This window comes from Streptomyces sp. NPDC091682 (genome assembly GCF_044756625.1).
Lineage (GTDB): Bacteria > Actinomycetota > Actinomycetes > Streptomycetales > Streptomycetaceae > Streptomyces.
Window position 1 is genome coordinate 63,446 of the sequence record NZ_JBIVTH010000019.1, and the last position, 15,193, is coordinate 78,638.

General features: G+C 73.2%; 4 protein-coding genes. All 4 read right to left on the minus strand.

Annotation, left to right across the window (positions count from 1 at the left end; all coding sequences use genetic code 11):
- From ACIQK6_RS33565 to ACIQK6_RS33580, 4 genes are read right to left on the minus strand one after another with little or no spacing between them, the layout of a single operon-like run.
- The gene (locus tag ACIQK6_RS33565; RefSeq protein WP_402696384.1) at window positions 1-12,264 is read right to left on the minus strand and encodes an SDR family NAD(P)-dependent oxidoreductase; all 12,264 of its coding nucleotides are present in this window, start codon (window positions 12,262-12,264) and stop codon (window positions 1-3) included.
- 57 nt (window positions 12,265-12,321) lie between these two features.
- Entirely contained in the window at window positions 12,322-13,182 is an 861-nt protein-coding gene (fabD, locus tag ACIQK6_RS33570) for an ACP S-malonyltransferase (RefSeq protein WP_402696385.1), read from the minus strand.
- 22 nt (window positions 13,183-13,204) lie between these two features.
- Window positions 13,205-14,608 carry a PfaD family polyunsaturated fatty acid/polyketide biosynthesis protein gene (locus ACIQK6_RS33575; protein ID WP_402696386.1) on the minus strand — a complete coding sequence of 468 codons (1,404 nt, stop codon included), beginning with the start codon at window positions 14,606-14,608 and terminating at the stop codon, window positions 13,205-13,207.
- A gap of 42 nt (window positions 14,609-14,650) precedes the next feature.
- Window positions 14,651-15,166 carry a hypothetical protein gene (locus ACIQK6_RS33580; RefSeq protein WP_329096970.1) on the minus strand — a complete coding sequence of 172 codons (516 nt, stop codon included), beginning with the start codon at window positions 15,164-15,166 and terminating at the stop codon, window positions 14,651-14,653.
- Window positions 15,167-15,193 lie beyond the last annotated feature (27 nt).

A 15,193-nucleotide genomic window follows, 5' to 3' on the forward strand; every position in this document is an offset into this window, starting at 1 on the left:
CTAGCTCAGGTCCTCCAGCTCGAACAACGGACGGGGTTGTGGGGCCGGGTGACCCGGCCGGGGACGCTCCACCCAGTGGCGCGTGCGGTGGAAGACCGGTGGCGGCAGCGGGACGCGCATCGCCTCATGGGTCTCGCGCTCGGCGGCGGTCAGCTCCCGGACGAGCACATGGCAGTTGGTGCCGCCGAACCCGAAGGCGCTGATGCCCGCACGGCGTACCCCTTGCCGGGCCGGCCAGTCCCGCAGCTCGGTGTTGGGCCGGAAGGGAGAGGACTCGAAGACGAAGCGGGGATTGGGGTGTTCGCAGTGCAGCGTCGGCGGCAGGGCCCGGTGCACCAGGGAGAGCACCACCTTCTGGAGGCTCGCCATCCCCGCGGCCATCAGCAGGTGGCCGACATTGGACTTGACGCTGCCGACGGCGCAGAAGCCGCGTTCGGCGGTGGACTCGCGGAAGACTTCGGTGAGCGCCTTCAGTTCGATCGGGTCACCGATCATGGTGCCGGTGCCGTGCGCCTCGATGTACGAGACGCTGCCCGCGTCCGCCGCGGCCTGGGCGAGGGCCTCGCGGACCACGTCCCGCTGGGCCTCGGGGTTCGGCGTGGTGAGGCCCATGGTGCGGCCGTCGTTGTTCACCGCCGTGGACTCGATGACCGCGAGCACGCGGTCGCCGTCGGCGAGCGCCGCCGGCAGCGGCTTCAGCAGGACGGCGCCGACTCCCTCACCAGGGACGAAGCCGTTGGCAGCCGCGTCGAACACGTGGCACGCGCCGTCCGGCGACAGGGCACCGGAGGCGCTCAGCGACAGGTAGGGGGTCTCGTCCAGGATCAGGTCCGCGCCGCCGACCAGCGCCATCTCGCAGTCGCCGAGGCGCAGGGCCTGGCAGGCCAGGTGAAGGCTCGTCAGTGACGAGGAGCAGGCGGTGTCCACGACCAGGTTCGGTCCGCGCAGGTCCCGGACGTGTGCCAGGTGGGCGGCGATGAAGTTCTGGTTGAGGCCGGTGGCGGTCGCCCGCCCGGGCCGGGTGATCCGTGAGGCGTAGCTGCTCGTGCCCGATCCCACGTAGACGCCGATCCGGCGTCCGGCGAGCTCGGCCGCGGTGTATCCGGCGTCGGCGAAGGTCTGCTCGGCGCACTCCAGGAAGAGCCGCGTGAGCGGGTCCATGTGGGCGGCGTCGGTCTCCGGGATGCCGAAGTACCCCGGGTCGAACTCCTCGACGCCGTCCAGGAATCCGCCCCACTTGCTGATGCTGCGGCCCTCCCGGGGTTCCGGCGAGTACAGGCTCGCCACGTCCCAGCGAGAGCGCGGGACCTCCCGCACCCCGGAGCGGCCGTTGCGCAGCAGCTCCCAGAACTCGCCCGTGGTGGCCGCACCGGGGAACCTTCCGGCCATGCCGACGACGGCCATGGGAACCACCGGGGGCGCGGCATCGGAGGGGCTGGAGCGGACGGGCCGGCCGGCGGCCGGGCGGGGGTCGGCGGTGGCCTGGGCGGGCAGGGTGCCTGCCCAGCGGGCGAGGGCGTCGTGGTGTCGCTCCGCCAGGTGGGCCGCCAGCCGGGCGACGGTCGGGTGTTCGAGGATGACCGACGGGTCCACCGGGGCCCCGGTGACCGCCTCCAGCCGGGGGACGAGACCGGCGATGAGCACCGAGTCGACGCCCAGGTCGGCGAAGGGAATCTCCGGGCGGATCGCGGCGCGGTCCAGCAGGGTCGCTTCCGCCAGTACCTCGGTGAGGTACTCGGCACAGCGCTCGGCCAGGCCGGCGCTCGGTACGGGGGTCGGTGCGGCGTCCGCGGCATCGGCGCCGATGCCCGCGCCGGGGGCGGTCCCGACGGCGGCGTTGGCTCCGCCCAGGAGCTGTTCAGCGGCTCCGGGCAGGGCCGCCACGGCGACCAGGCTGGTGTGCCCGGTGGCGGCCAGGGCCTGGTCCAGGAGGGTGAGCCCCTGTTCGCGGGTAAGCGCTCCGAGACCGGCCTGCCGGTAGCGGGGACTGGTGACCTCGCCCATGCCGAGACCCGCCCAGCTTCCCCAGCCGATCGCCAGGTACCGGGTGCGCGAGCCGCGTGACCAGGCCAACCCGGCCCGCTCCTCGGCGAAGGCGTCGAGCAGGGCGTTGGCGGCGGCATAGTCGCTGAGACCGCCCGCCAGCGCGGGCACGGTGGCGGAGAGCGAGGAGTACAGCACGACGAAGTCGGGTTCGTCCTGGGCCAGCGCCCGGTCGAGCGCCAGCAGTCCGGCGCCCTTGGGCTCCCAGCAGTCGGCGATCTCGGCGAAGCCCTTGTGGACGAAGGCGGGCGTGGGCGACACGGAGCCCGCGCAGTGCAGGACTCCGGCGATACCACCGAACCGGCTACGGACCTGCTCCAGGAAGCCTGCCAGCGCGGCTTCATCGGTCAGGCTGCCGGTGTGCAGGAGGACCTCCGCCCCGGCCTCCTCCAGTCGGCGGACGGCAGCGGTCCGTTCCCGCCCCCAGCCGCCTTCGCCGGAGCCGTCCAGCGGCAGCGGACGCCGGCCCGCGAGGGCGAGACGACGGGCACCACGCCGCACGAGGAGTTCGGCCGCGGCCAGGCCGAGTCCACCGGTGCCCCCGGTGATCAGGTAGGCCCGGCCGGGGTCGACCGGCATGCCGCCGAGACCTCCGGGCGCGGTGGTCCGCCCGTTGCCCGTGGTCCGCATACGCCGTACGTGCCGTACGCCGCCGATGTAGCGCACCTCGGACTCCTCGCCCGCCGTGCCCAGTTCACGGACGGCCGCGCCCAGGACCTCCTGCGCCTCCTCGACTTCGAGGCCGACCGCCCGTACGGCACCGCACTCCGAGCCGACGGCCCGTACCAGACCCGCCATCCGGGCGCCGCCGAGCCGGGCCGTACGCCGCACGTGCGCCACGGCCAGTTCCTCCGTCCGGCCGTTCCCGGCGAGGGCCTGGAGCAGCCCGACCCGTGCGGCCTCACGACCGAGGGCCGGCCCGCCGAAGGCGTCGACCAGGTCGACGACAGCCGCAGGGTGTCCATGGCGGGCGGTGATCTCCCGAGCGGCACGCACCCCGGCCCCGTGGTCGTCGAGGTCCAGTTCGTACTCGTGGGCGCCGAGGGAGGGAAGCGTGGAGGACTCGCGCAGCACGATCCAGTCCACGGTGTCCAGCCCCGCGAGCTCTTCGAGCAGGCCGACACCGGTGTCCCGGCCGAGGAGGAGCACGCACGGTCCGTGCGGTGCGCGCACCGGATTTGCCGAGGGTGCGGGCACCCAGCTGCGGGTCAGCAGTTGCGGCAGGTGTGCCGCTTCCGGCTGCGTCGCCGTCATGTCGTCGCCTCCGAGCGAGGGTCCGTGCGGGGTCGAGTGGTCGAAGGGATAGACGGGGAAGGGCACGCGGCGGCGGCCCGGCGCGGTGGGCCAGATGACCTCCTCGCCTGCCGCCCAGCGGCGCGCGAGCGCGTGCGGGCCGGAAGCGTCGGCACCTGACGCAGGGGACGGTTCGCCGTGGACCGTGTACAGGCCGGGCGTGTCCAGCCCGGCGAGGAAGGCGTCGAGTTGGCTGACGAGTTCCCCGCGGTTCGAGGCGACCGCGGCCAGCCGTACCGGCAACAGGGTGCGGGCCACGCGCGAGGTGTGGGCGAGGTCGGCCAGCCGGTACTCCGAGCCGGACAGGGAGTCGCGCAGTCCGCGCGCGTACTCCCTCAGCCGCTCCGGGGTGGCGGTGGAGAGCACCACCACCTCGGGGTTTCCCGGGTGGTCGGCCGGATCGCGGTCGGGGGCCGCTTCCGCCGGGGGCTCTCCGACGATGACGTGGGCGTTGGCCCCGCCGAAGCCGAAAGCGCTGACACCGGCCAGCAGGGGCAGGGGCGCGCCCGTCTCGTCCGTCGGCTCCCACGCCTCGGACGCCAGTGGCAGGCGGAAGGGGCCCCGGTCCAGCTCCAGGTGCGGGTTCGGCCGGTCGCCCGCCGCGTTCGGCGGCAGCGTCCGGTGCCCGATGGCGAGCAGCACCTTGATCAGACCCGCCATGCCCGCGGCCGACTCCAGGTGTCCGATGCCGGCCTTCACCGCGCCCAGGGCGCACCAGGGCGGGCCTCCGGGGGCACCGAGGCGGCTGAAGGCCGTGCGGAGACCGGCCACTTCGATGGGGTCGCCGAGCCGGGTTCCGGTGCCGTGCGTCTCGATCAGCGACACCGCGCGGGGGTGCGCGCCCGCCCGGCGCAGCGCTGCGGAGACGGCTTCGGCCTGGGCCTCGGGGTTCGGGGCGGTCAATGAGTGGGCCCGTCCGCCGTGGTTGACCGCGCTGCCGCGGATCACCGCACGGACCGGGTCGCGGTCGCGAAGGGCCCGGTCCAGCCGCTTGAGGATGACCACTCCGGCGCCTTCACCGCGGATGAACCCGTCGGCGCGCTCGTCGAAGGTCCAGCAGCGGCCCGTCGCCGAGAGCATCCCGGCTTTGCCGAGGGACTCGAACCAGGAGGGGGAGAAGAGGGCGTTGACGCCGCCCACCACGGCGAGATCGCATTCGCCCGTCTCCAGAGCGCTCAGCGCCCGGTGTAGAGCGGTGAGCGAGCTGGAACAGGCGGTGTCGAGCACCTCGCTCGGCCCGCGCAGGTCGAGCAGGTACGAGAGCCGGTTGGCGATGATGCTCTGGACATGGCCGGTGACCGAGTGGCCGGCCGTCTCCTCGCCGCTGCGGGCCAGTAGTTCGGAGTAGTCGGACAAGGTCGCCCCGACGAACACCCCGGTGCGGCTGCCGCCGAGCCGGCGCGGGTCGTGGCCCGAGTCCTCCAGCGCGTGCCAGGCCGCTTCGAGGAACAGCCGCTGCTGCGGATCCATCAGCCGGGCCTCGCGGGGTGAGATCCCGAAGAAGGCGGCGTCGAAGGCCAGGACGTCCTCCAGGAAGCCGCCGCGCGGACGGGTGCCGGTCCAGCGGCCCTCCGGCGCCTCGGTGACGAGGTCGCGGCCGGCCATCAGGTGGCCCCAGTACGCGTCGAGGCCGGCCGAACCGGGGAAGCGCCCGGCCATGCCGGTCACAGCGACCGGGATCGCGCGTTCCGGACCGGAAACCGGGGCTCCGGCGGCAACCGGAGCCGCCGCCTTCGCGCTCTCGGGCCCGGTGTCCGCTCCGGAGCCGGCAGGCTCGGTGCGGGCCACGGCGGCGCCCCGACGTCCCAGCTCCTCGGCGAGGGCCGTCAAATTCGGGAACTCGAAGAAGATCACGGGGGTCAACGTCAGCGCGAAGAGCTGGTTCAGCCGGTTGGCGAAGTCGGTGAACAGCAGCGAATTGAAACCGAAGTCTCCGAACTCGGCGGTGACGTCGATCTGTCTCACGGGCAGCTTGACGAGCCTGGCGGCCTCGTCACGGAGCCGCTCCAGTAGGACGGCCGGGCGATCGTCCGCCGGTCCCGGCCCGTGATCGGCGTGCAGGTGCGGTGCGGCTGGGGCCGTGGCCGGCGTGAGCGCGGTCAGCGCGCCGGCGATCCGCTCCTGGTCGCCACAGCCGATCAGTACGGTCGTACTGTCCAGGCCGAGTACGTCCTCGAAGGCGCGCAGGGCGGCATCGCGGCCGATGGCCGTCAGGCCGAGCGTCGTCGCGGTCAGCTGTCGTGCGGCGGCGGGCATGCGCATGCCTCCGTCCTCCCAGAGGGGCCACACCGCCGAGACGGAACGCCCGGAACGCAGACCCCGGGCGGTGCGCGCGGAACGCTGTTCGGCGAACGCGTCGAGGAAGCGGTTGGCGGCGCAGTACTCCGCCTGCCCGGCGTTGCCGAAGGTGCCGACGAACGAGGACATGAGCAGGAAGAAGTCCAGGTCGTCGTCGGAGGTCGCCTCGTCCAGCACCTCGCAGCCGGTCACCTTGGGTGCGAGGACCTCCCGGATCCGCTCCCCGGACTTGTCCCGGAAGGATCCGTCGCGCAGGACCCCGGCGGCGTGCACGACGCCGCGCAGCGGGCCGTGCTGCTGCCGGGCCCTGGCCAGGGCCTCCGCGGTCTGCCGGGCATCCGTGACATCGGCCTGGATGTACAGGACTTCACCGCCGTGCGCCCGTACGTCCGTACGGAGCCGGTCGATCGCGGCGGGAGCGGGTGAGCGGCCCAGCAGCGTGACGGAGGCCCGGCAGCGCTCGGCGAGCCGGGCGGCCAGCAGCCGTCCGACACCGCCCGCACCTCCGGTGATCAGGTAGTGGCCGCCGTCCCGCAGGACACGGTCGCCGTGACCGGCGGCCAGGGGCAGCCAGCGCCGTACCAGGCGCACTCCACCGTCCTTGCGTACCTCGGCCGGGCCGCTCCGTGCTTCGGCGAGGGTCTCCGCGAGGGTGGGCTCGGCACTGTCCCGCGCGACCTCGATCCGTACGGTCCGGAACAGCGGGGACTCCTGGGCGAGGGCCCGTCCGAACCCCGTGACCGCGGCGCTGCCGGGGTCCTCCTCCGTGGGGCGGCACAGGCAGACATAGGTGACGTGGCGCCCCCGGACCGCCAGCCGGGCCGCGGCGAGGGCGGCGTCCAGCGAGGTCGTCCCGGTGCCGCCGTCGGTGTCGAGACAGCGCCGGTCGACGACGATCAGGTGCTGTTCGCCGGCGGCCGGTTCGGGTATCCCGTCGGGGCCGGCCAGCAGCAGGTCGGCGCCGACCGCCCACTGCGGGGTCGCGCCGATGGCCACGACGGTGGCACCGGCCGGGAGACCGTCCGTGAGGGCGGGCTCGGGGAGCCAGTGCGGTGCGTAGTACGCGGTTTCGCCAGGGGATCCGAGCCCGGCGGGCATGGCGGGCATGGAGGACACGGTGGACGCTTCGGACACGGCGGAGGGCGGCTCCTCCAGCCAGTGCCGGGCGCGCCGGAACGGGTACCCCGGGAGAGGGACCCTGCGCTGCCCGGTCCCCGGCAGGACGCTCGGCCAGTCGACGCGTACGCCCTGGCACCACAGCCGGCCGAGCGCCGCAGGGCCGCTGCGCCGCGCGAGATCCTCCAGCAGGCGTACCGATTCCGTGCCGCCGTCGAAGACCTCGGCAAGTGCCGGGGCCGCGGCCACGCGCCCGAAGGAGACGGCCTCGACGGCCGCCGCCGCGGCCTCGATCCCGCCCGGATCCGAGTGGAGGCGGTCCAGGGTCTCCGCCAGATCGCCGGGGCCGGCGGCCAGGAAGGCGATGCGGCAGCCGAAGTGCTCGCGTCCGGCGCGCAGGGTGTGGGCGATGTCGCCGAGCGGGTTCCGCCCCTCCTCCGCCCGCACCCAGCCGGCCAGGCGGGTGCATACCTCGCGCAGTTGCTCCTCGTCATGGGCGGACAGCAGGATCAGTTCCGGGCCTGCGGGGGCCGGCCGCTGCTGAGCCGGGTCGGGGGCCTCCTCCAGCACGGCGTGGACGTTGACGCCCCCGGCGCCGAAGGAGCTCAGCGCGGCGCGCCGCCGCACGCCCTGGTGGTCGTGCCGCCACTCGGCGGTCTCCCGCTGTACCCGGAACGGGGTGCGCTCGAAGTCGATGTGCGGGTTGGTCTCCTCGGCGTGCAGGGAGGGAACCAGTGTGCCGTGGCGCAGCTGGAGCAGGACTTTGGTCAGCCCGGCGACGGCCGCTGCCGCCTCGGTGTGCCCGATGTTGCCCTTGAGGCTGCCGACCGGGACGCTGCCGGGCCGTACCGTGTCCCCGAAGGCCTGGGTCAGGCCTCGGATCTCGATGGGGTCGCCGAGCGGGGTGCCCGTGCCGTGTGCTTCGACGTAACCGATCGTGGCCGGGTCGACGGCGGCGCGGCGCAGGGTGGCGGAGATCAGGGTGGCCTGGGCTTCCGGGCTGGGCACGGTGAATCCGTTGGTGCGGCCGCCGCTGTTCGCGCCGATCGCCTTGATCACTCCGTAGACGTGGTCGCCGTCGGCGAGCGCGTCGCGCAGCGGACGCAGCAGGACCGCGCCCACGCCTTCGCTCGGGATCATTCCGTCGGCGCCCGCACCGAACGGCCGGCAGCGACCGGTACGGGAGACCATGCCGAGCTGCGCGTACTGGATCCGCCGTGCGGGATGAAGGATGAGGTTGACACCGCCGGCCAGGGCGGCCGTGACGGTGCCGCTGCGGATGGCGTCGCAGGCGAGCTGCAGGGCGACGCCCGAGCCGGAGCAAGCCGTGTCGACGGCGAGGCTGGGTCCGGTGAAGTCGAAGAAGTGCGACACCCGGTTGGCGATCTGGTAGAGGTCGCTGTTGGGGTAGCGGCTACGGCCGTCCAGTGCTGCGTTCGCGCTGAGCACGGCGTAGTCGGGGCCCATCGACGCGACGTACACGCCGACGTCGCGGCCGAGGTCCGCGGCCGTGTGCCCGGCGTCCTCCAGCGCGTGGTAGGCGGCCTGGAGAAAGAGGCGCTGCTGGGGGTCCATGGTCTCCGCCTCGCTGGGGGCGAGGCCGAAGAACGGCGCGTCGAACTCGTCGACGCCCTCGATCAGCCCGGCGGCGGAGGTGTAGGTCTTGGCGGGCCCGCCGGCCGGGTCCACGACGGACGGGCCGCCCCAGCGTTCCGCCGCGTCCGATATCGACTCGGTGCCCGCGAGGAGGTTCCGCCACAGCTGCGCGATGTCGGATGCGCCCGGATAGCGCCCGGCGATCCCGACGACGGCGATGTCCCCGGGCGCGGTACCGGCCGCCTCGATCTCCTCAGGTTCGATGACTTCCGGTTCGGTGTCCGCGCCCGCAGTGGCGAGCGCCGGCGCTGTCGCGGTGTCCGGTTGCAGCGCCTCGGCCAGCCGGCCCAGCGTCCGGTGTTCGAAGAAGAGCGTGGCCGGCAGCCTTCCGTACCGCTTTTCCAGGGCCACGGTGGCGTCGACGATCTCCAGGGATTCCAGCCGCAGCGATGCGAGCGTCGTGTCCGCGCTCATGCTGTCCGCCGGGATGCCGCGCAGCCGGGCCAGAACCTCGCACAAGGCCTCCAGAGCAGTGCCGGCCGTGCGGCCCGGCTCGTGGCGCCCGACGCTGCCGGGCGCACCGCCGATCCACCGGTGGAGTTCCTCGGCCCCCGTGAGATCGGCGGCCAGGCTGGTGAGCGCCGCCTGGCGAACCGGATCGGCAGACCGGGCGGAGGGCTTCGCCGGCGCGGTGGCGTGCCGGCCCGGATCCGTGCTCGCCGTGTGGTCCTCGGGCCGGAAGACGGCCTGGGCGGCCGCGTCGCGCGGGACCCGCCAGACGGTCGTGTCCTCGGCCGCCGGTGTGCCAGTGCCGAGAACGGTCTCGAAGAACGTTCGCACCGGGGTGTTCCGGGCCGTCGGCCGGTACACGGCCTCCAGCATCGCGGCGTCCCCCACAGAGGCCGCAGCAACGGCGGAGAGGAAGGCGTGCTCGACCCCACGGCCCAGCACCCGGCAGCTCAGCAGGAAGGTCTCCAGTACGACGGCGTCCTCGCCGGCCCGGGTGACGGCCGCTCCGACCAGCCCGTACTCCCCGAAACGGTCGCCGACTTCGGCCACCCAGCACCGCGCGCCGTCGGCGAGCAACGCCTTCAGCTCCTGCTCGGTCCTGCGGATCCCGGACAGGTTGAACTGGTTGGTGCGCTGGGTGAGCTGGGCGACCCGGGCGAGCTGTTCCGGCCGGGCCTCGCGCACGTCGATCCGCAGCCGCAGCCCGGCGATGAACTCCCCGAGCGTGGCGGCGGATCCGCGCAGCTGCGCGCGCTCGCGGCCGGCGCGGTACATCGAGGTACGCCGACGGTCCTCGTCGGTGACCGCAGGCCGGTCGAAGGTCCACAGCCGGTCGAGGAATCCGGAAACCTCCGCCTCGTCCGAGGGCAGTGTCAGGGCCAGTACGTCCGGGCAGGAGGCCCGGACGGCGGCGGTCTCCACCGGGTTGTCGTCGAGGAAAACGACGCTGTCGAGCCCCAGTCCGAGCTCGGCCGCGAGGGCGGCGATGTTCCCCGGCTTGGGGTTCCAGTCGATGCGGCGGGCCGCGATGTGCTCGGGGCGCAGCGGCATCTCCGGGTGGTGGCGGAACACCTCATCAACGTCGTGCTCGGAGTTCTTGCTGCTCAGGCAGATCAGCACACCCTGGTCGTGCCGCTCGACGGCCCACCGTTGGAGTGCCAGGTGCGCGTCGCCCAGCCGGATGCCGTCAGGGCCGTCCTCACCGCAGACACCGCCCCACAGGGTGTTGTCGCAGTCCAGGACGAGCACCTTGTACGGAGGCGCCAGGAGGGAGTGGACCGTCCGGGCGACGGTGGTGGCCAGAGCCGTCAGGGCGAGCGGGGTGTACGGGAGGTGGGCGTGTTCCTCCCGTGCCGCGTCGTGGTGTCCGTCCACCCGGAAGCCGCTGCTCCAACGGTCGCTTCCGGTGACATGGATGCCGTCGACGGGGCCGAGGGCACCGCGCAGCCGCTCCTCAAGGTGTGCCAGTTCCCCGGCCCTGGCAGCCACGGCCGGCGGCGAGGCCGGGCACACGACGACGGCCAGCGGCACCGCGATACGCCGCGCGCATGCGGTGGCCGCCGCGGTGAACTCGTCGACGGTACGGGTGCCTTCGGCGCCCTGCGGCCAGTCCTCCAGCCGGATCAGCACGGCATTGCAGCCGTGCGGGTTGGCGGAGAACGTGCTCCGCGGGTCGAGGAGTTCCTGGAACACCTGGCCGTAAGGGGTGAGGTACACCTCCAGGCCGAGCCCGAGCCGCTCGCTCCAGCGGGTGAGGAGCTCGCGCAGCGGGTCGGTGGTGAAGGTGGCGGCCACGGCGAGCAGGCCGCGGCCGGTGGAGTCCGTCACGGGCGCAGCGGTGGCGGGCACGAGGCGGACGGCGGTGTCCTGCTCCGGCGCGGCGTGCGTGCGGCCCGTGAACTCGTCGAATTCGTGCAGCAGTTCCACCACCGTGTCCGAGGGGCCGGCTGCCAGCCGGCCGACGATCGCGGCGGCCACGGGCTCGACGGGCAGTGCCTCGTCCGCCGCCGCCACGCTGTCGGCGAAGGAGGTGGCGAGCCGAGGCGGCCGGGCGATCAGCACGCGGACGCCGGAGTACTCGGCGGCGGCTGCCCGCACCAGGCCCTCGACGGCGCTCTTCCCGGCGGCGTAGTGGGCGAGGCCGCGCCTGGGCTCGCCCGCGTAGGCGGAGGAGATGGCCACGATCCGGCCGGCGGCAGCCGCGAGGTCCTCGGCGAAGGAGGAGAGCGGGGCCTGCGCCAGTTCCAGGGCACGCCGGACGTGTTCGCCGGCCCGCGCGACGGTCGCCGTGTGCAGGTCCATCCCCTGTGCGGCGGGGCCGGCGTTGAGCAGGAGCAGATCGATCGACCCGTCCTGTGCGTGGATCCGGTCCCGTACCTGCTCACACCACGAGGGATCGCCCACGTCGCCCTGGTGCAGCCGGATCCGCCCGGCGTCGGGGCCCAGCGAATCCGCCAGAGCCTCCGCTTCGGCCCGGCCGTGCCGGAAGGCGACGTGGACGGTGCAGCCGGCCACGGCCAGGGCCTGGACCAGCGCGGCGCCGAGGCCGCGGCTGCCTCCGGCGACGAAGGCCACGCGCCCGTCGAGGGACCCGGGGGTCACGCGTGCGCGGATCTGCGCGGGTGAGGGGGCCGGGACTTCTCGCCGGGCGAAGGCGCATATCTCGACACGGGCGCGCAGCCGTCCGGCCGCCACCTCACCGGTCAGGCGCACGCTGCGGAAACGGATATCGACGTCGGCGATCTCGCCCTTTGCCGCGAAGCCACGGGATGCAGTGGTCTCTTCGCAGGTCAGCTCGATACTGCTGATGAGTGCCGACCGGCCCGGCGCCTCCATGCCGGCAAGCTGGCTGGCCCAGGCCAGCGCCGCCGCGTGCTCGACGTCGATGCCGTGGTCGTTCAGACCGACTTCGGCGAGCAGTTCCTTGAGCCGTGCCCGGTCGGGACGGTAGGCCGAACCGATCGCGGTGCCCACGACCAGCTGCTCCAGGGGGGTCTGCGCGGCGGTGTCGAAGGCCCGGGCGCGCGCCGCCCGAGACGGTGCGGACCGCAGGGCGCCCGGCACGTACGTGATCTCGGCGTCGAGCAGCACCCGGCGGCCGTCCAGGATGCGGTACCGGGCTGCGTCCGGGCCGGCGGCCACCACCTCGCATGCGTACCGCTGCCCCGGGATGACCGGGCCGGGAAAGCGGACCTTCAGGCCCGCGAGTCGCATGCCCGGCCTGGCCGGTCCTGCGGCCAGGGCCTTCAGCACGCACAGCACGCCGTGGGCGACGGGCTCCCCGAACGGGGTACGGCTCGCGTACGCCTCGTCCACGTGCAGCGGGTTCAGGTCGCCGCTGGCCCTGGCGAACGCGTCGGTCTCCACTCGGGTGACACTCAGGGGGCCGGTGACGGTCAGGGGCTCCATGGCCGCTGCTTCCTTTCCACGTCTTCTTGATGCGGACCTCCCCGGACTCAGGGAGAACTAGAGGCCGACCGGTTCGCGGCGAGCCGCCCGGATGCGCCGGGTCAGGCCCGTCAGGACGGTCCCGGGGCCGATCTCGTGCAGCTGAGGATCCGTCTGGTCCAGGCAGTGGACGACGGTGTCGGACCAGCGGACCGGCTCGGTGAGCTGGCGGACCAGGGTTCTCGCGATGTCCCCGTCGTAGGGCCGGCCAGTCGTGTTGGCGATGACGGGGATCTTCAGCCGGGCGAGGACGAAGCCGCGCAGGAAGCGTTCGAACTCCCTTGCGGCCGGGGCCATCCAGCGGGAGTGGAAGGCCCCGCTGACCGGCAGCGGTATCACCGCGTCGGCCTGCTCCGACAGCATCGGGGTGATCGCCCGGAGGGCCTCGGCGGGGCCGGAGAGGACGATTTGGTCGGGGGCGTTGAGGTTGGCGATGTCGAGCACCGCCCCCGACTCCTCCAGGATCCGGCGGACGCGGGCCTCGTCCAGGCCGACCACCGCGGCCATGGCTCCGGGGCCGGCCTCCGCCATCAGGACGGCCCGCCGGGCGACGATCTCCAGCCCGGTACGGAAGTCGTACGCACCGGCGGCGAACAGGGCCGCGTACTCGCCCAGGCTGTGTCCGGCCACGAGGTCGGGGATCACCCCGGTCGTGCGCACGGTGTCCACATAGGACAGTGCGTCGACGACGTACACGGCGCACTGGGTGAACCGGGTGTCACCGAGCCGTTCGGCGGGGCCTTCCAGGCACAGTTCGGCGACGGAGTAGCCGAGAACCGCGTCGGCCTGCCGCACCAGGTTGGGGTAGGCGGCCAGCAGGTCTCGGCCCATGCCGACGCGCTGGGAACCCTGCCCGGCGAAGAGATGGATCGTGGTCATGCCGGCCTCCGGTCGGTGTGGGTCAGGGGCATTGGGGCAGGGTCATGGCGCGGAGCCGATCGGACAGGAGCCGTGCGGCGCCGCCCATCAGCAGCTCGGCGAGCTCGTCCACGTGCCGCTCGCGCCAGCTCTCGCGGGGCGTGCCGCGCAGCAGGCCGTTGAGCGCCCCCATGGCCGGGCCGCAGTTGATCTGGTAGTCGACCTGGTGGTCCTGCGAACCGCTCATCGCCAGGCGGATGGACTGGACGAAGTAGGCCTTGAAAACCAGCAGCATCCGGTGCTTGGGGTCGTGTTCCGCGCGGGCGAGGGAGTCCGGGTCGACTCGCGCGTAGTGGGCGCGGGTCTCCTGCCACACTTCCTCGAAGCTGCGCCTGAAGTACCGCCGTTGCAACTGGTCCGCGGTGGCCGGGTCGAGGTCGTCCAGCGAGGAGTGCCGACGGTAGAGCTCGTAGAGCTTGTTCGCCCGCGCCGGATAGAACAGCCCCCGGCGCAGCACCTGGGCGCGGGCACCGGATTCCAGCATGTCGCCCGCCGGCACGATCGCCATGTCGTGGACCTCGGCCTCCTGGAGCATGTCCTTGACGCGTTCGCTGGTGCCGCATTCCACCGTGCACTGGTTGATGCTGCCGGTGAGGACGAAGTCGGCACCGAGCACGAAGGCCGCCGCCACCGCCTCCGGCGATCCGAGCCCCCCGGCCGCTCCGACCCGTACGCGCGCGGCGGCGGGGAACTCGCGGGCGGCCAGGTCCCGTTGGCGCACCGTGTCCGGGAGCAAGATGACGAGCGGTCGCTGGTCGGTGTGGCCGCCCGAGTCGGCTTCCGCCACCAAGTCGTCCGCCATGGGGACGCGGGCGGCCAGCGCTGCCTCCTCCGACGTGATGAGCCCCTGTGCCAGCAGTTCGCCGACCGTCTCCGGCGGGGCGGGGGCGAGGAAGGACCGGGCGACCTCCGGGCGGGAGACCTTGGCCATCACACGGTGGGGGACCACGACCGACCCGTCGGGCGCCAGGCGTAGACCGGACAGCCGGTAGCGGACGAGGGGCGGCGTGGGACGGACGAAGGACGCCGCCTCGACCCGCCTCACCCCATACCGGAGGAACAGCTCGACCTGCTCCTGCTCCTTGGCCGGATTGTCCCCGCCGGCCAGCAGGTTGAAGCCGTACGGGCCGTCGCCGAGCTCCCGCTCGAACCGCTCGATCGCGGCGATCACCCGGTCCGGCCGCAGACCTCCGGTGCCGAAGAAGGAGAGCAGGCCCGCCCGGCCCATCCTGAGGACCATGTCCTCGGAGGCGACGGCCTTGTACATGGATCCGGCGGCGTAGGCGTACCGCACGCCGTGGTCGGCCCGGAACTGTGCGCTGCCCAGGTTCTCCGGGGCGATCTGCGCCCCGGAGGCCGGGATGTGCTCGGCGTACGCGACCGCCACGGTTTCCTCTCCTTCTTCGGACGTCGCCCGGTGTGCGGGGGATCAGCTGCCGAGGCCGACCTGCCGGTTCTTCTCGTAGCGCTCGAGGATCGTGGGCATCTCGCCGCTGACGAACCCGAGGAAGCGCTCCATGTTGGCGAGCCGGACCAGACGCTCCTCGGAGGCGCCTTCGGCCCGGAGGCCCTCCAGACCTTCGCGGGCGACCCGGTGGAAGTCGGGGAACTCCGAGAAGATCCCTCTGACCTTGGGCGCCCAGCTGTTCTCGCGGAGCCGGATCGTGTAGTTCTCGCTCAGGGAGCCCGTGCGCTCGAAGACGCTCACCGGGTCGTTCTCGGGAGTGAGCTGGTCGACGATCCGGTCGATCGCGGCTCGCGGGACGTCGAGCGCCTCGGCGATCCGGTCGGCCGTCTGCGTGGAGGGGGAGCAGATCATCATCCAGCCGACGACCCGTCCGCGGTCGTGCGGCATCCCGTCGTTCTCGTAGTAGTACTGGGCGACCTTCTCGACGAAGGACTTCTCGCCCTCGTTCGGCTTCACGATGGTGGCGTCAGCGGCCATGGGGATTCCCTCTCTCTTCACGTTGCG

Coding starts and splice junctions, on each gene's coding strand:
- ACIQK6_RS33565 (WP_402696384.1), bottom strand. CDS start 12,264: ATGGAGCCCCTGACCGTCACCGGCCCCCTGAGTGTCACCCGAGTGGAG.
- fabD (WP_402696385.1), bottom strand. CDS start 13,182: ATGACCACGATCCATCTCTTCGCCGGGCAGGGTTCCCAGCGCGTCGGC.
- ACIQK6_RS33580 (WP_329096970.1), bottom strand. CDS start 15,166: ATGGCCGCTGACGCCACCATCGTGAAGCCGAACGAGGGCGAGAAGTCC.